12 protein-coding genes and 1 pseudogene are annotated in these 18174 nt (G+C 56.1%); 4 read left to right on the forward strand and 9 right to left on the reverse strand.

The features are described 5' to 3' along the window. Window positions 1-177: 177 nt before the first annotated feature. From ACZA91_RS02475 to ACZA91_RS02500, 6 genes and pseudogenes are all read right to left on the reverse strand, one after another. Window positions 178-2994: a GAF domain-containing protein gene (locus ACZA91_RS02475; RefSeq protein ID WP_199291401.1), complete on the reverse strand. Its 2817-nt coding sequence runs from the start codon at window positions 2992-2994 to the stop codon at window positions 178-180. A 562-nt stretch (window positions 2995-3556) separates the two neighbouring features. After that, window positions 3557-5395, reverse strand: coding sequence for a DNA repair protein RecN (gene recN, locus ACZA91_RS02480; protein ID WP_190353891.1), 1839 nt, complete (start codon window positions 5393-5395; stop codon window positions 3557-3559). Between the two features lie 276 nt (window positions 5396-5671). After that, entirely contained in the window at window positions 5672-6817 is a 1146-nt protein-coding gene (locus ACZA91_RS02485; protein WP_199312093.1) for a glycosyltransferase, read from the reverse strand. Further along, entirely contained in the window at window positions 6814-7026 is a 213-nt protein-coding gene (locus ACZA91_RS02490) for a hypothetical protein (protein ID WP_463184518.1), read from the reverse strand. Before ACZA91_RS02490 ends, ACZA91_RS02485 begins: the two co-directional genes overlap by 4 nt. A gap of 42 nt (window positions 7027-7068) precedes the next feature. Then, entirely contained in the window at window positions 7069-7617 is a 549-nt protein-coding gene (rimM, locus tag ACZA91_RS02495; protein ID WP_463184519.1) for a ribosome maturation factor RimM, read from the reverse strand. A gap of 185 nt (window positions 7618-7802) precedes the next feature. After that, window positions 7803-8705, reverse strand: a pseudogene (locus ACZA91_RS02500) (methylenetetrahydrofolate reductase); the annotation flags it as partial. 248 nt (window positions 8706-8953) lie between these two features. Here ACZA91_RS02500 and ACZA91_RS02505 point away from each other — a divergent pair. The 3 genes from ACZA91_RS02505 (at window position 8954) to ACZA91_RS02515 (ending at window position 12264) form a co-directional block, all read left to right on the forward strand. Next, complete coding sequence (locus ACZA91_RS02505; protein ID WP_099533414.1) at window positions 8954-9622, forward strand: hypothetical protein; 669 nt, start codon at window positions 8954-8956, stop codon at window positions 9620-9622. Window positions 9623-9631: 9 nt separating this feature from the next. Next, window positions 9632-10396, forward strand: a complete 765-nt coding sequence (locus ACZA91_RS02510) for a pentapeptide repeat-containing protein (protein ID WP_463184521.1) — start codon at window positions 9632-9634, stop codon at window positions 10394-10396. Between the two features lie 269 nt (window positions 10397-10665). Then, on the forward strand, window positions 10666-12264 hold the full coding sequence (locus ACZA91_RS02515) for a M10 family metallopeptidase C-terminal domain-containing protein (RefSeq protein WP_463184522.1): 1599 nt from the start codon (window positions 10666-10668) through the stop codon (window positions 12262-12264). A 546-nt stretch (window positions 12265-12810) separates the two neighbouring features. Here the strand turns inward: ACZA91_RS02515 and ACZA91_RS02520 are convergent. The 3 genes from ACZA91_RS02520 to ACZA91_RS02530 all read right to left on the reverse strand — a co-directional run bounded on the left by ACZA91_RS02520 (window position 12811) and on the right by ACZA91_RS02530 (window position 16600). Then, a complete protein-coding gene (locus ACZA91_RS02520) occupies window positions 12811-13413 on the reverse strand; it encodes a superoxide dismutase (RefSeq protein WP_099533328.1) in 603 nt (200 codons plus the stop codon). Window positions 13414-13783: 370 nt separating this feature from the next. Further along, complete coding sequence (locus ACZA91_RS02525) at window positions 13784-15325, reverse strand: carotenoid oxygenase family protein (RefSeq protein WP_463184524.1); 1542 nt, start codon at window positions 15323-15325, stop codon at window positions 13784-13786. A gap of 885 nt (window positions 15326-16210) precedes the next feature. Continuing rightward, window positions 16211-16600 carry a hypothetical protein gene (locus ACZA91_RS02530; RefSeq protein ID WP_099533415.1) on the reverse strand — a complete coding sequence of 130 codons (390 nt, stop codon included), beginning with the start codon at window positions 16598-16600 and terminating at the stop codon, window positions 16211-16213. Between the two features lie 111 nt (window positions 16601-16711). On the opposite strand from ACZA91_RS02530, the gene queA reads away from it, so the two are divergent. Further along, complete coding sequence (gene queA / locus ACZA91_RS02535) at window positions 16712-17881, forward strand: tRNA preQ1(34) S-adenosylmethionine ribosyltransferase-isomerase QueA (protein WP_463184525.1); 1170 nt, start codon at window positions 16712-16714, stop codon at window positions 17879-17881. Window positions 17882-18174: the final 293 nt, after the last annotated feature.

Genomic DNA, 18174 nt, shown 5'->3' on the forward strand with positions numbered 1-18174 from the left:
GATCGGGAAGAATCACAGGGGGATCAACGGTTTTCCAAAGCTGAAGCGATCGCCCGTTAACGCTCGTAAACCCCATTAACCAGCCAATCGGAGAGGTCAGTGGGGTTTAGGAACGGGTTGCGCCAGATTGCGCCAGATTACGCGATATTTTGCGAGACTGCGCGAGCGTTTCCGGATTTACTTGCTGGTCATGGTGAATGCACCATCCCACTCGGCCTCGGGGGGATTGGTCAAGTAATGCTGACAGCGTTGGAGTTGCAGTTGGGCGGCTTTCTCGTCCTTGTTAATTTCCAACACCATGCCGAATTCGGCCATGGCCCGGGCAAACTGCCGATCGAGATAGAGCCGCCGGCCGCGGCCGTAGTGATCCAGGATATCCAGCTTGGCTTGGGGCACTTCGCGAGCCAGGGGCCCTTCTTTGATGGCGATGATTTCGTACACCGAGACGGGCTTGTTCTTGCCCTTCACTTTGATGTAGTCCAGTTCGCGGGCCCAGAGTCGATCGGGGTTGCACTTGCGATAGGTGTTTTCGCTAATCAAGATGTCGCAGCCATACTGCTTGGTGGCCCCTTCCAGGCGAGACCCCAGGTTCACACCGTCCCCGATCGCGGTGAACTCCATCCGCCGACTGGAACCAATGTTGCCGCTAATCACTTCATCGGAATGCAAACCAATCCCGATGCTGATTTCCTTCTTGCCCTGTTCACGACGCTTCAGGTTGAACTCCACCAACCGATGGCGCATATCCACCGCCGTTTGCACCGCCATCCAAGCATGGTCATCGAGGGGCAACGGTGAGCCAAACACGGCCATGATTGCGTCCCCGATGTATTTATCGAGGGTTCCCTTGTGTTGGAACACCGCATCCACCATGGACTCGAAATATTCGTTGAGCATGGCCACCACCTCTTCGGCGGTCATGCTTTCGGTGATGGTGGTGTAGCTGCGGATGTCGGAGAACAGCACCGATACATCCTTGCGATCGCCCCCCATCTTGGTTTCACCACTGGCCAGGAGCTGTTCCGCCAACTCTTGGGTCATGTAGCGATACATGGTGCTCTTCAGGCGTTTTTCATCGCTGATATCTTCCATCACGATCAAGGCCCCGCGCACCTGGGTGGGATCGGCCGCGTCGGCGATCGTGTTCAGGGACAGGTTAACGCTATGTTCCTCCTGCTTGGCCTCCGGTTCCGGCTCGGGAACAATCATCGTCGGCTCGTCCCACAGGTCGTCATCAAGGCCGGGGGGCTTGGGAACGGGAGTTGGGGCCGGGGGCGGTGGCGGCGCTTCGATCAGGGTCGAAGGCATCAAGGTTTGGTCGGGGTAATATTGCCGGCGGGCTTTTTCCTCGCTGGCGGAAAGGGCCGCTTGCACCCACTGGTTAAACTTGTCGCCCCCTTCCCGATCGGCCTTGGCCTTCAGGCGCACCACATCCGTGACCGAAAGCCCTTCCAATTCGTCATCGGACTCCAGACCCAGCAGCTTTTTGGCGCTGTCGTTGGCGGCCAGGATTTTGCCGTTTTTGTCGGTGGAAATCACCCCATCGGAGAGCGATCGCAGAATGTCCTTCTGCATTTGCTCCTGCTGTTTGATTTCCGCAAACAACTTGGCATTTTGCAGCGCCACCCCCGCTTGGATGTTGAAGGCTTCCATGAATTCTTGGTCGCTGCTGTCAAAGCTGGCTTTCCAGCATTCGGGGGCAGCGGGCCAATCGGCGGGATCGTAGGCGGGAAATTCGCCTTGGCGCTTTTTGTTAATGAGCTGGGTCACGCCGATCAAGTGCCGATCGGCATTAAACACCGGCATACACAACATGCTGCAAGTGCGGTAGCCGCTACGCTGGTCGGTTTGTTTGGAGGTTTCGGAATCGGGGCGATCGTACAGGTCAAAGTCAATCCGCAGGGGCTGACCAGACTGGGCCACTTGGGCGGCGAAGGCCGTGCTGGCCGCATCAATCCGAATTTCCGTGGGCCGACCGTTGATCGGAATTTTGGTCCAGAGCTGATTTTTATTTTCGTCGTAGAGCCAAAGGGTGCTGCGATCGGCCTGCATCAGTTCCTTGGCCTGATCCATCACATTGGCCAGGGTTTCTTCCAAGTCCAAGCTGCTCTTGCTCAGGCCCTCCGTGGCCTTCATCAGCGCATTGGCCGCCCGCTGACGTTTGATGGCCGCGTAGAACGCCCGCGACGACTCCAAAATCAGACGGATGGAGGGAGCAAACTCCCGAAACACCTGTTCATCGTGGCCGGTGAAGCCTTCGAGATCAATTTTGTCCGCCAGTCCCGTGCTCGGATCCACGCCGGGCTTCAGTTTGTTGATCAGTTGCACCACGGCCACGAGTTCTTCAAACTCGTTGAGCAGGGGCATTACCAGCATGGTGTAGGTGCGGTAATGGTTTTGCTGATCAAACTTTTTGGCGGCGGCCGATCGGGGATCGTTGTAGAAGTCGTAGGGAATGTTGATGACTTTGCGGGAGGTGGCCACTTCTCCGGCAATCCCGACGGTGGAAGGAATCCGAATTTCGGGTGCGCCCTTGGCCACCTTCGACCACAGTTCCCCGCGCTCTTCGTCTAACAGGTAGATGGTGGTGCGATCGGCGTTGAGCAGTTCCCCGGTTTTCAGGCTGATCGATTCGAGCATTTCCTCCAGAACCGTTTCAAACCCCCCTTGGTTGTCGTTGAGCACGTCCAACATGGAGAGGGTTTGGTTCACGACCCGGAGCTTGTCCTCCACGTCGGTGACCACCTGTTTAAAGGTGTCGCGCTTCAGGGGTGCGAGGAACGCCTTAAACCCGCCTTGGCGCGAGACCACTAACCCACCGCCGCCGCTGCTGGAGGGGCGCGGATTGGCTGGGGGCCGGCTGGCCTCGTGGGTGGCAGCGGTGTTATCCGTCACAACCTCGGTAGCGCGGGAGTCCGTGGCGACGACATCCACGACGGTGGCTTCGAGAATGGTGGCTTGGGCGATCGGTTGCTTAGGCGACGAGGGGGCCATAGATGCTCGGGAGATTATCGCTGCGGGTCAAGGTGCGATCGAAGCAGAATCAGCAGGGAAGTAACTTGAATGGGGTGCAAATAGGGTGCGCGGGGAAATGGGTCAGCGGTGGGTGGAGATTATGGGTGCGAAGAAACCTCAAACAATCACGGAACTGAAACAACTGCCGGGAGCGGCTGATGATCGATCGCCCTACTGGATGAGTCACCAGTGATTAACCGGTTCGCAATTGGTTTTGAAGACCATTGCCCGAACCTGAGAATTGGCGTGGATCGTGGCGTTTTTGAGTCCACGGGTCTAGGGCGATCGCTTCAGGGATGCAATCCGAAGCATTGTTTTTACGCCCTAGTGTAGTCTGTTTATTCTATTTTCCTCAGGGGGCAACTTCGGTGGCTTAGGCCCGGGGCCATGAATGAAGCCGTGGTTGTGGGAGTCCAAGAGGCGATCAAACAAAACGGGCGATCCAGAATGGGCGATCCAGCGTTGAAAAGCCATTTTGGGATGACGGGTTGATCGCTACTCTGACCATAGAGGGATTCAGGAGTCGAGATTGTCGTTGATTTTACGACGTTTTTCGAGGGAGGCGGCGCGGGGCCCGTGGGGGCCGATCGCCCTGGCGCAACCGGGCGGCTCGATCGAGCAGGGAATCGGCAAAGGCATTAGCCGCCGCCAGGGTTTCCGTGGAACCCGCTGGGCCGTCGAGGCCCCCGGCCAGTTGGGCCAGCTCCAACCGGCGATGTTCTGATCCCAAAGCGCTGAGACGCACCACGGTTCGGATTCCTTCTGCATCATTTTGGTCAGTGATCGATTCGGCCAGGGGGGTGCTGATCGTCACTTTGGCCACGCGGAAGTGGTGATCGGCCATGGCCGCCACAATCGGCTGGTGCGTCACGCACAGAACTTGGTGATCTTGGCTGAGGTGATGGAGCTTTTGGGCGATCGCCTGGGCCACCCGCCCGGAAACCCCCGCATCAATTTCATCAAAAATCGCCGTTTGTACCTGGCTCACCTGGGAAAAACAGGCTTCAAACGCCAGCAAAAAGCGGCTCATTTCCCCACCGGAAGCCGTTTCGCTCAAGGGTTGCAAGGGTTCTCCGGGGTTAGGGCTGAAGGTGTAGGTAATTCGATCGAACCCGGCCGACGAGGGAGAAACCCGCCCAAACTCCACAGCAAACTGCACCCGCTCCATGGCCAGGGGAACCAATTCCGCCACCAGTTGCGTTTCCAAATCCCGCGCGGCCCGGCGACGCAGTTGATGCAGGCGATCGCACTCGGCTTCGAGGGCTTGATAGGCCGCTTGGTATTGGTGCTCCAAGGCCTCCAGGGATTGCCCCCCGTCCGTCAACTCCGCCACCCACTGTTCCAGCTCATCGCGCCGCGCAATCAGCGCACCCAGGTCGAGGTTATATTTCCGGCAAAGGGCCTTGAGTTGCATGATTCGCCCCTCCACCCACTCCAGCCGATCGGGATCGCTTTCCAGGCTGGCTCCGTAGGCGTTGATTTGCAGCCCCGCCTCCGTGACTTGGGTGAGGGCGCTGGTCACCATCTCCAAAATGGCTTCCACCTGTCGATCGAACCGGGCCGATCGCTCCAATAGGGCTTCCGCCTTGCCCAACAGTTCCGCACAGGAAGCCGCATCGTCGGCCCCGGCATAGAGCAACTCATAGGCCTGGTAGCTCTGCTGTTGCAAATCCACCACATGGGTCAGGCGATCGCGCTCTTGCTCCAGGTCAGCCAGTTCCTGTGCTTCCGTGAGGGCCGCCGCCATCAGCTCTTGCAACTGGAATTGATAGAGATCGAGTTGTTGTTGTCGCTGGGCTTCCTGTTGTCGGCGGCTGCTCAGTTGCAACCACAATTCCTGGGCCCGGTCATAGGCCTTGGCCACAGCCGATCGCTGCTTCAAAATCGGTGCGCCGCCAAACTCATCCAGCCAATCCCGCTGGGATTCTGCTTGCAGCAATTGCACCGTTTGTCCCTGGGCGGCAATGGTCACCAGTCGATCGCGCAGGATGGCCATGCGGGTTTTGGGGATGGGTTGCCCGTTGCAGCGAAACCGGCTGCGCACCGTGCTGCGGCCGCCTTTGCCCCCGTCGCCATTGCCGGGACTGCTGACAATTTCCACGCTGCAAACCAGCCGATCGCCCGTCATGTCCCATTGCCTCGCTTCCAGCCAGGCCCGCAGCGATCGATCAATAGCAAAGGTCGCCTCAATTTCTGCCCGATCGCAGCCGGTGCGGATCGATCGGGCCGTGATGCGCCCGCCCAACACCGCCTCGATCGCGTCGAGAATAATCGACTTGCCCGCGCCCGTTTCTCCCGTCAGCACATTCAGCCCGGGCCCAAGGGTCACTTCCAGCGCATCCACCAGCGCAAAGTTTTCAATCCGCAATGACAGCAGCATGGACCGTTGATTAACCCCACTCGCCTAGCGCTCTCCTAGCTTAAGGCGTGTCGCCTACCAGGTCGAAAGGCTTGGCAACTGGGCAAGGCTTTCGACAACCTATGTTGATTCAGCCGGCCCAGCGGAATGGACGAGGCAACCGGAACAGAATCGATCGTGACCCGCAGCCAACGAAACCAAGATCACCGTAGGGGTTGGGTCTCCCAACCCTGACCTGAGCGATCGCGACTTTTCAGACACCCTTTCAGGTATCGATCAAAATGGATCAAATATCGATCAAGAGCGCTGCTTCAAATAGGTTTCAATGGCTTGCCGAATATCCTGGGAAAACTGCTCCGTTGAAAACAGTTGAGCCTGTTTTTCAAGGGCCGATCGCATTCGATTTTGCAGCTCTGAAGAGGACAGCAGCGCCACAATTCTAGCCACCGCTTCCTCGTCATTGGCGAACATCAATTCTTTGTTCTGTTCTCCAACAATTTCCACCTGACCACCTCCCCGATCGCGCACAAAGGGAATAGTTCCCACCTTCACCATTTCCGCGATCGAGATGCCAAAGGGTTCCTTTTTCCAGTGGAGTCCGTAGCGGCAACGGGACAGCACATTCACATAATCGGCATAGCTCAAGTTTTCGTAAAGGGTCACCCAATCAGCATTTTCATCAATTTTTTGTTGTAAAAACTGCCGATATTTTTGACCATAAACCCCGCCACCGCCGCCCGTGAAATAGAGCTTGATCGGAAAACCCTGATCGCGCACCCGCTTCAAAATTTCCAGCACCCGATGCGGTTCCTTGGCTTTGGTCAAGCGCCCACTACAGATAAAAGCTTCCTCGCGATCGGGCCAAGCCACCGTCGGCGCATCCACGGCCACGGGCGGATAAACCACCACCGGTTGGCCACCGTAACGCTCTTGGGTGACCGTGGCCACCATCCGTGAATTGGCGATCGACCAATTGCGCCGCATTCTGGCTTCCGAAAACTGCGAAACCCAATAGAAATTTCGGTTTTCTAAGACACCCACCCAATGGACATATTGCACCCCATCGCAACCCAAATCAATCGCGTTATAGCCAGAAACCGCCAAGTTATATTGCCGACTAAATTTCTTGAAAAATCGGATGCAAAAGTGGCAAAAAAACTTGCGAAAAAATTGACTATTGGCGATTAGAAATTCCACCAAATTCTTGAAGGGAGCCGGGATGCAATAGCGCACCTTGACCCGATCGGAAAGTTGGGTTCCATAGAGTTGATTTAACCGATTGAGGTCGATCGGGGTCAGTGTAAATAACGTCAGGTCATAGTCTGCCTGCAACGCATTCAACATCCACAGGGTCACGGCTTCCGCTCCCCCACCCGCAAAAAACGGATAAAAAACCGCGATCGTCGTTGGGGTTTGGGGACGGGGGTGTTGTTCTGAGGTCACGATGAAAAACCAATGAGCGACGAGCGATCGACCTGGCCAGCCATCGGGCCCAGGTCGGGAGCCAATCCACAGGGCGATCGGCTGGGGCCATTATCGCCTAGCCTAACTTTCCCCTCTTTGCCCGCCAAGGATTCAGCCAACCGGACAATTCCCCCAAGAGCGCTTGCCCCGATCGCACCTTGAGCATCATCGGCGTGATCGGTCAACATTCCAACAGCAAGCAGGTTTCGGGTTGAATTTATCCGCTGGAATTACAAATCCAAAAGACCAGGGGGGGGCACAATTTCCAGACGCTTGGTTGTTAGATCAACGATCGGGACAATTTCATCCACAAAGGGAATCAAAATCACCTGTTCCGAGTCCGTGAGCTGCACTTGCAACAGATCCTGAGCAGCGGTCGCCAGGCCCACCACCTGCCCGATCGGGGCCTGTTGCACCTGATCAAACACCTCCATGCCCATCAAGTCCATCAGGTGATATTCCCCCGCTTCCAAGGGAGGGCGGCTGTGGGCCGAAACCAGCAACTTGGCTCCCCGGAGGTTTTCAGCACTGGTGCGATCGACCACTTCCGCAAACCGCACCACATACAGGTTTTGCTTATTCAGATACCGACCGCTCAACAGGCGTACCGGTTGGGGTTCGTCCCGCCCCAGCTTGGCCCCCAGCGGCAACAACCAGCGTTGGCCCGGCTCCATAAATCGTTCTGGAAAATCGGAGTCGGGATAGACCCGCAGTTCCCCCCGCAGACCTTGGGGGGCAACTATTTTGCCCACTTCGAGCCAATCATCAGGGGTGCTCATGGATGCAAAAAGGAGGTAGAGGTCAAGGAAGGGGATGAACTATTGCCGGTGGCTTGGCCGGTGGTTTGATCAGTGATCTGATCGGTTGGCTGGCTGCCCGACTGGCTGCCTAAGGGGCTGCCTGAATGGTTGTTGGGATGACTATGGGCATGGCCATTGGGCTGGCCATTGCTGTCGATCGGCTGGGCGGGCGGGGTCACGGGTTCCAAACCAGCCATCTGCAAAATTTCGGGAATTAAGTCCTCGCGGCGCACCGCCATCAGATGGACTCCCTGACAAATTTGGCGGGCCATGGCCACCTGTTCAGCGGCGATCGCCATGCCCTCGCGTAAGGGATCTTGGGCCCGAGCCAGGCGATCGATCAAATGCTGAGGAATTTCTACGCCGGGCACATTGCGGTTGATAAATTCCGCATTTTTCGCTGATTTCAGCAGAAAGATCCCCGCCAAAATTGGCTTTCCGCAACCGGCAGCCACCTGGGTCATGAACTGATCCAGGCGATCGAAGTCAGAAATTAATTGACTTTGGAAAAACTGGGCCCCGGCAGCTAATTTGCGCTGAAAACGCCGCTGCACCCCCGACCAACTCTTGCATTGGGGATCCACCGCCGCTCCAACAAAGAGATCCGTTCCGCTATTTTCCAAGGGGCGATCGGTCGCATCTTGCCCTTGGTTGAGCCGCTTCACCGCTTCCAACAGGCGCACCGCTTCCCAGTCAAAGACGCTGCGGGCTTCGGGAAAGTCACCGGCCTTCACCGGGTCACCCGTGAGGGCCAATACGTTCTGAATCCCCAGGGCATGGGCCCCCATCAAATCCGCTTGGAGGGCAATTCGGTTTCGATCGCGACAGGCCACCTGCCACACGGGTTCAATGCCCCGTTGCAACAGCAAGCTCGCGGCCGCCAACGAAGACATCCGCAACACGGCCCGGCTGCCGTCGGTGATGTTCACCGCATGAACCCAAGGTTGCAACTGCTCGGCCATGACCAACATGTGGCTAGTGTCGCTGCCCTTCGGTGGCATCACCTCGGCAGTCACCAAAAAAGTGCCAGCGCTGGCAGCAGTACGAAAACGCGATAACACGGGCATTAACTAACGGCGCAAGAGACAGGGATTGCGCAGGCATAGATCGACATTCTACCCGGAAGTTTTCCCCCCAAAATCTTCCCTTTGGCGGGGGATTTTGCGAGCTAGCCTAATTTTCTGGCCCGATCGCCCGCTGTTCCCCCACCTTGGGCGATCGGCCTTGTGTTGGGGCCGGCCCCTTGGCACAATGAAGCCCGTGGATTGCCCACAGATTCCGGCCATTGCCCCCGCTGCGGAAGCCAGCCTCCTCCTTGGGTATCGAACTCCGAAGCTACGTTTATCTCGATCGCCTGCAACCCCAACATGCGGCCTACATTGGCACAGTGGCGATCGGCTTCTTGCCGCTCCCCGGGGACAGTTCCCTTTGGATTGAAGTATCGCCTGGGATTGAAATCAACCGCATCACCGATGTGGCCCTCAAGGCCACCTCCGTGCGGCCCGGCGTGCAGTTTGTGGAACGGTTATATGGCCTGTTAGAAATTCACTCCAGCCGCCAAGGGGAAACCCTGACAGCGGGCCGGGCCATTTTGCAGGCTTTGGGAGTGCGGGAGAGCGATCGCCTCAAGCCCCGCGTCATCTCCAGCCAAATCATCCGCAATATTGATCCTCACCAGGCGCAATTAATTAACCGCACCAGCCGTGGCAACATGCTGCTGGCGGGTCAGACCCTCTATGTTTTTGAGGTGGAACCGGCGGCCTATGCGGCCCTGGCCGCCAACGAGGCGGAAAAGGCCGCGTTGATCAATATTCTGCACATCACGGCGGTGGGCAGCTTTGGGCGGATGTACCTCGGGGGCGAAGAGCGAGATATTTTGGCGGCGGTGGCAGCGGTTGAGGATGCGATCGCCCATGTTTCTGGACGCGATCGGGATGACGGCAACGATGGCCGCACCCCGGTGCTCCTGACCCGAAAGGAGTAGCAATCGATCGTGGCAGACGCAGCGGATCTTATGTATTTGGCCCGATCGCCTCGACAGTGGGCCGATTGGCGGGCACAACAGGGCGATCGGCCTGCCGACTTGCGCGGTGCAGATCTGAGCGGTTGGAGTTTGCCCCAGTGGGACTTGGCCGGGGCCCAACTCCAGCAAGCAATTCTCGATCGCGCCGACTTGCAAGGGGCCAACGGTTCCCATCTGCAAGGTCTCGGTTTACGGGCGATCGGGATGCAGGGCTTCGGAATTCAGTTACGCCACAGCCAAGCCATTGCGGCCAACTTCCGCCAAGCCGACCTGCGCCACGCAGACTTGCGGGATGTGAGTTGGGCCGGCGTGAACCTGGCCGAAGCTGACCTGCGGGGAGCCAACCTCAGTCGCGGACAACTGGCGCGATCGACCTGGGCCTTCACCCGTGCCCAAGGGGCAATCTTGCAAGGGGCCCTGCTCGATCGCGCCTTGGTCTTGGGGGCCGAATTTGGGCAACTGCAAGCCCACGGCCTCCAGGCCCGAGAATTACGGGGCGATCGCTCCCACTGGGCCGCCGCCCAACTGGCCGAAGCCGACCTGTCCGGAGCCAGCCTGGTTGGTGCAGACTTTGCCTGGGCGAATCTCAGCGATGCCAACCTGCAAGGGGCCGACTTACGAGGGGCCAACTTGCACGGAGCGAACCTCTGTCGCGCCGACCTACGCGGAGCCTTGCTGACCGATGCCGATTGGAGCCTCAGCATCACCCTAGGCACCCTTTGGCCAGAACCCTAGCCTGATATTGCCCCCACAAAATCTCCAGCTTCTCGGGTCAATTTACTCCAGAGCAAGCATTCTGAGAGCCTCAATCATCGCCTCAATCACCTTGCGTCCCTAATGATCCAATTCAAGGAAAGGGACTAATCACAGCTCCCCACAAAACATCCATTTAGGATTCGTTCCTTTACGGATAGCAACACTTTCCTTTTTACCTTGGCATTCACAGAAAGGATTTCTATGAATGGATGAATGGTTGAAGGGATGTTAAACCGTTCATTATTTTTATGACCACTTTCTCTCTCAGTGACTCTGTTCTCGCACCCGCCTCTCTCCCCACTGCTCCTGAATCTTCCCGTTGCAGTTGCCGGGCCTGTCGATCGGCCCGGGGTGGCAGCACCAACAGCAGCTCAGCCCCCACCCGCCCCCTAGCGGCTGGCAGCGGTTCGCCCGTGGTGGATACGATCATCGCCACCACTGACTCAGGCGCTCCCGACAAGTGGCCCGTGGGCCCCGGCGGCACTATCACCTACAGCTTCATTTCCCCTGCCACCGCTAGCACTTACAACGCCGGTTCGGATGAAACCAACATCCAAGAGGTCGAAGAGTCCGTTAAAAACAACGTGCGGGCAATCTTTCGCCACTACAGCGAAATTGTGCCGCTGAATTTTGTGGAAGTGGCGGACTCCGCAGACAGCAAGGTACGGATCGTTTACTCCCAGGGACCAGGGCCAGAGGGCAATGCTTACGCCTACTATCCCAGCAATTCCGAGCGGGGCGGCGCAGTTCACCTCCAGCCCGCAAACAACAGCGACCCGAGCACGGCCTTTACCTCCGGCCCCGGCAGCTATGGCTACTCGACGCTGATCCACGAAATTGGTCACGCCTTGGGCCTGAAGCACCCCGGAAACTACAACGCCACCGCCAACCAGGATCCTGGCCAACCCGCAGAAAACGCAGGTGAAGAACCGTTTCTTGACTCGGCTCGCGACAATATCGTGAACACGGTCATGAGCTACAACGGCGATGCTCAGCAGGACAAGGGATTTGCGGATCCTTCAACGCTGATGGCGTTGGATATTGCCGCGTTGCAGTTCTTGTATGGCACCAATCGCGGTTCACGGGCAGAAAACACCACCTATCGCCTAGATTCCAGTAATCTACGCACGGTGCAAGCGATTTGGGATGGTGGGGGCAATGACACGGTGGACGCATCGGCCCTCCCGGCAGGCGATTACCTGTTTGATCTGATCGATAACGGCCGCTTGACGGAGCGTTCTGCCTTGGGCGCACGTATTTACAAGGGCAAAAACGAACCGACCGGCCCCGACTACCAGGACATGGGCTACGGCTGGGTCGTTGGGATTGGGGCCAATTTGGAAAACGTGGTTGGCACGGCTGGTACTGATGAAATTTTGGGCAATGCCTTGCCGAATGTCTTGCAAGGGGGCGCGGGCAATGACCAAATTTCCGGGCGGATTGGCCCAGATACCCTGGATGGCGGGGCGGGCAATGACCTGCTGCGGGGTGGTTTTGGGTTTGATGTGTTGATTGGTGGCCCTGGTGACGACATCCTGTCGGGCGATCGGGGACGAGATCAACTGACCGGGGGCGATGGAGCCGATATCTTTGTGTTGCGGACGAGCACCCCTGCGCCCACGCCGGAAGTGACGGATATTTTGACGGACTTCACCCCAGGGGTCGATCGCATCGGTTTGACGGATGGATTCTCTCCCTCGGCCGTGGCCTATGCGCCCTTTACGCTCAACGGTCAAGCTGGAACCATGATGAGTATTGCGGGCAGCAGCAATGCTTTCTTGGCCTTTGTGCCCGGCGTGGGGGCTGAGGCGATCGGGGCGGCCCTGATTGCCTCGCCGGTTCCCTAGGCGCGATCGATCGGGATCATTGGTTCGCAGGTTCGCAGGTTCGCAGATGCCTGAGCCGATCGCGGGTCGATCGGGCGCGGGAGCTGCCCGCTTTGAAATTTTGCCCGGAATTTAACCCCTAATGTCGGGTCGGATTCGATCGGCTGAAAGGGTTATTTTGCGGGCATAGGGCAGCCGAAATAACAAGACCACAATTGCCAATTAAGGATTGCAAACAACTGGCATCCGTCTTTGGGCGATCGTCGTCTGCTATGTTAAATGCGACAATTCAGCGACGCGTCCCAAGCCTGAGCGGTGCGGGACGTTTTTTTTCAGGTCATTTTTCACCCGAATTGATTGTTCAGGGTGATTGAAATTTGACCTTCGGGAAAACCAAAAATAATGCCGACCCAAACTATCTTGGGTCGGCCAGGGACGATTTAGATGATTCAGCAGATCAACTTTTTGCCAAACCTGTAACCAAACAGGTAAAGGAAAAAAGCATTGAATCCATTGGGGGCTAAATCATCGGAAAAATTCAAAAACCCCAAGGTTCCGAGGCAACAACTAGGCAGCTTTGGCGAAGTTTTCAGCCACAAACTCCCAGTTGATCAGCTTGGTTACGAAATCGCTGATGTAGTCGGGACGGCGATTTTGGTAATCCAAATAGTAGGCATGTTCCCAAACATCCATGGTCAGGAGGGGAATTTGGCCGGCGGTCATGGGGTTTTCGGCGTTGCCGGTTTTGGTCACCTTGAGCGTGCCGTTATCGAGCACCAACCAAGCCCAACCGCTACCGAATTGGGTAGCCCCAGCGGCTTTGAATTGGGTCACGAATTCATCAAAGCTGCCGAAGTCAGCCACAATTTTGTCCAGCAGTGCGCCGGCCGGTTGGCCGCCGCCGTTGGGCTTAATGCAGTTCCAGTAGAAGCTGTGGTTCCAGGCTTGGGCAGCGTTGTTGAAGATGCCAGCTTTGGATGCGTCACCAGCAATGGCTTTGATTACGTCTTCGATCGGCTGTGCGTCCAGCTCAGTCCCTTCAACGGCCTTGTTGTAGTTGGTGACGTAGGCGGCGTGGTGCTTGTCGTGGTGGAACTCCAGGGTGTTCTTGCTGATGTAGGGTTCCAGCGCCGTGTAATCGTAGGGCAGGGCAGGAAGTTGGTAAGCCATGATTGCAGTGCTTTCTCTTGGTGCTTCTCTCGGTTCTTGGCGATTGCACGGTTGTTGGCGGCAGACTGGGGCGATCGCACGCCACCGGCCAGCCGATTAAAACAACTTCTGGCGAGCAAAACAGCCGCCCTCTAGGGTATCGCAAAATCTGTGCATCCCGTGCAGGGACAAGTTTGCTGGTTGGTCTTGGTCGATGGGTTGAAACCGTTCACCGGGCTGGGTCTTGGCTGGGCAATTACCCAGCTCAAATCACCCAGCTCAAATGGTTCAGCCCAGTCGATCGGGTTTTTCCGGTTCTAATCTGCAATTTCTAGCTCTGCAATTTCTAGATTTGCGATCTCTAGCTCTGCAATTTCTAGATTTGCGATCTCTAGTCTGCGATGCCAAACACCTGGGGCACAAAGCTACCATGCAGACTATAAGGAACATGGTGCTTGAGTTTCAACCGAGCCACCAGGGACAGATCCTGAGCGGCCAGAATAATCAGGTCGGAGGCATGGCGCTCGGCATTGTAGGCCAGCAGCAACACCCAACCATCGTCCTCTTGGGTGGCTTGGGGATTGGGAACGAACAGAGGTTCACCGCCAAAAACCCGCGCGCCCAGGTCAAACAGGGCCCGATCGCCCGTTTGCAAATCCAATTTCAACACCGCTTGCAGGGGCGCGTTGCCTTGGGGCGATCGGGCTGCCCCGATATATAGGTAGCGATGTTCATGGCCCACGGCATTGGGGTGCAAACTGGGAAATTCACAGCAGCGACTTTCGATGCAGTGCGATCGCACCCGATCGGTGGTCAAGTCCATTTCAAATCGCCAAAGCTGTCCTTCCGGCAGGCTGCCAAAATCAACCGATCGGAAGTCTGCGCCCGGTTCCAGGGTTGGGAACGAGTCATAGCAAACGGAATCGATCGTGATTTGTTGACCATCGGGGCTTTCAAAGGCGTTGCCGTGGTGAAACACAAAGCAAGGCGGCACATCCAGCACGCGCACCGCTTGGCTCGGATCCCGAGGAATCAGCAGGGCCCGAGTGGGTTGTTTGGGGTCAAATTCCAGGCATTGCCCCGCCCCTTTGAATCCCAGCATGAAAGGCAGCGGATTAAATTTGACGGGATTTTGGAAAAAGATGCACCAATGGGGAGTGATGGCAAAATCATGCAAAAAGGCAAATCCCGGCACGCTACGGGTTTGGCGGCTGGCGAGTTTTCCCGCTTCGTCTAATTCATAGATCGTGATGTTGGTGGAAAGGCCGGGCTTCACGGCAAAGTTCACGAAGCGCCGATCGCCCGCCGAGTTGGGACTCATGGCCCAGCGGTTGGCTCCGGTGGCTGTTTCGGCCGCGCCGGGAACCGTACCAGGATCAATGCGGGCATGGGCAGCGAAGGCATCGCCGGGCTGCAGCAGTCCATCGATCGAATCCAGCCCGATCGTCTCCAGGGTTTCCGGATCCAAGCGGTGGGGTTCGGCCGCTTCCCACAGGGCCCAGAGTCGATCGGCCCAATACATCACATGGGTATTGGCAATATTTTTAATCTTCAGATCCAACAAATTCGCCAGCCAACCGCCGGCCTTTTGCGTGCCAAACACGCCGCGATAGAGGATTTTGCCGGCTGCCTGCTCGGCCAAATAGCCCTCGGTGCGCACAAACCGATTGCGAAAATGGGCCCGACCATTTTGGAAGGTAATTTGGCAAATCATCCCATCCCCGTCAAAGGGATGTCCGATCGGCTCGCCGGCCACATCCAGCAGGCCGGGCCCATTGCGAAACAGCGTGCCGGTAAGGTTGTCGGGAATTTTCCCTTCAATGTCATCAATCCAGGTCTCAAACTCTTGGGGTTGAGATTCATAGCCCCGCTGCCAGTCCGCGAGACTATAGAGCGCTGGGTTTGATGAGGTTTTCGTTTCAAGGCTTTGCATGGATCGCAATCAAATCGAGTTGGGTGGCGGTTGCAGAAGACCCGATCGGGCGACCAATTTCGGAGCGATCGCGGCCCATGGGTGACCGCAATGCACAATCACAATGAACAATCACACAGGGCGATCGCTCCAACGCCCAATCCGTAAGGCTTGCTTCTCTAGTCTAATGGTCTGTCTTGTCTGGAACCGCGCAGAACCGGCAATTCGCGGTCAATTAGCCCCTATTGGTGCAAATCGCGATCAAGTCAATTTTGTTTCGGGTCAAAATTGATCTTTTAGGTATTCCAGATATTTATCAAAGATTTTCAGGTGCGTTTTCATGTTTTTTGCTTAATTTTTGCTTTAATTTATATTATCCAAATAATCATTCAAATTCAATAATTTTAATTTTATCTTGATTTTATTTTGATTTGATCTTTATCGGCTTGTTCTCATGAGAATTCATGGATTTTCATAAGTTTTGATGGTCAGATTTTAAGTATAAACCCGATCAAATTGGTCAATCTTCAAAAACAATCAAGGCAATAATTAAGTTGTTTTATTATTTGGCAAATGACTTCAAGAATGAATCTCAGTCAAGGTATTGTTCAGAATTTAGCGCTGATCTTTCAGGTGACTATGGGCAGGGGGTGAGGTCGTTATCATGGTTGGGGATCGTTGCGATCGCCCATGATAATTATTCATCCCCATTATTTATTGATTGATCAATCTCTTTGGGGTTTCCGGGATTTGTCCTAACTTTCCTGATTCTTAGCAGTCATTCGGAGAGCAGAGACCACAATTCCTGAACCTAAAAATCAGGGAGCAAAGTGGCTGTCCTTCAGGTTTGAGCTTTAAGAAACATCAGCCGCTTTGGCCCTGATAGAAAAGACAATAGCCTCTTCATCAAGCAAGGGTTGCGGGGCAGTAACCCAAACCAGCAATAAATTGCTTGCAGAATTCCTCTATTTCTTCCTTGTCCGGACGACCGTGGGAAATGACGGCTACCTGATGACGTTCCATGACGGAAATAGGAGATTGACCCAATTCAAGGCTCCAGAGCACAACTTTGAGCTGCGGCGAGGGCAAGTAAGGCGAGCCTAATTCTTGCAAAAAGGCTTGCAAATCGAGGTGGGCTTTGGAAATGAGCGGCGAAAACAACTTGAGACGCAAAATCCATCCATCAATCTGATGGAGAACGGTGACAAATTGCAGAGAGGAGCGCCAGGAGGTGCTGACATGCTCGATCGCTCGGAGCGTTAGACTGGCGTTGGCGAAGCGGTAGAGGTATTCCATGGCCCGAGCTTGGATTTCCAAGCGATCGATACATTTAATATTCTCTCAAGATTTACGTTTCTTGACTTAAAATCTTAAGCGATTCTTACAAAACGTGACTATTCCCTTTTTATGGGATACATCAACGACCCCGATCGATCGCTGGACGGCTATCACTACGAGCTACCCAATGATCGAATTGCCCAAAATCCGCGAGAACCCCGCGATCGATCGCGATTGCTGGTGGCCACCTCGCCCCACGAGATTGTTCACCGACAGTTTCGCGATTTGCTGGAATTCTTAAGACCCGGCGATCTGTTGGTGATGAATGATTCTTCCGTGATTCCAGCTCGGCTCCATGGCCACAAGGCCAGCGGAGCGGCGGTGGAAGTGTTGTTGCTGGAAGCGCGATCGCCCGATAGCTGGCTGGCCCTGGTGCGGCCCGGCAAGCGACTGCTGGTGGGAACCCAAATTGAATTTGACCCACCGCCCGGCATGGCACAGGCGAATCTGACAGCAGCTCCGACAACAACTCCGACAGTCGCCAAACTGTCCGCCGAAGTGGTGGCCGTTGACCGGAACACGGGGGGCCGCCTGCTACGGTTTCAGTTGCCGCCAGGGGTCAACTCCCTGCTGGAAATTCTGGATGCTTGGGGCGAAATGCCACTGCCGCCCTACATTACCGATTCGGCGGCCCCGCCCGATCGCTACCAAACGGTTTATGCCCGCGATCCTGGTTCGGCGGCGGCTCCCACGGCCGGCTTGCACTTTACCCCAGAATTACTCGATCGCCTGAGTGCCGCTGGTGTAGGGCGGGCTTTCGTGACGCTGCATGTGGGCGTGGGAACGTTTCGGCCCGTGGCCAGCCCAGATATCACCGCCCACAAAATGCATGAGGAATGGGCCCTGCTGTCCGAGGAGGTGGCCGAAAAAATTCGGACGACTCGGGCCAATGGCGGTCGGGTATTTGCGGTGGGCACAACGGCGGTGCGAACCCTGGAGTCCGCCGCACGCCATGGCCAAGTGGAAGCGTTTTGCGGCAAAACAGATCTGTTTATTTATCCCGGCTATCAATGGCGGGTTGTGGACGGTCTGATCACCAATTTCCACTTACCCCGATCGAGCTTGATGATGCTGGTGGGGGCTTTTGTGGGGCGGGCCCGTCTCTTGGAGCTATATCAGGCTGCCTTGGATGCGCCAGCGGATCCCTACCCCGATCGCTACCGGTTCTACTCCTTTGGAGATGCCATGTTGCTGCTGCCGAATGCTTGCATCGCCCCCCGTTTCGAGACTGAGGACTAATCAACGCTAGACTGGTGGCAAGACCAGTCCAGATTCGGCAGCTATCTCCTCATCCCATTCCAATCTCTGCCTGAGCCGGTTTTTCTCCAACGCCCTGTCAATTCGTTTGTTTTCCCATTCCTTGTAAACCTAGGGATTCCCGGCCAAAATCTCCTCCCAAATCCCTAGGCAAGCCGAAATCTCAGACCCAAATCTTCAGGAAAGCTGGTTGCAAATCCATCAGGATTCGCCCCCGTACTCCTTGGAAAGATCCAGAGAATCCAGCGCATAACTTACCGGATCGCCACTGATCG

Source organism: Limnothrix sp. CMB-01 (assembly GCF_055193175.1).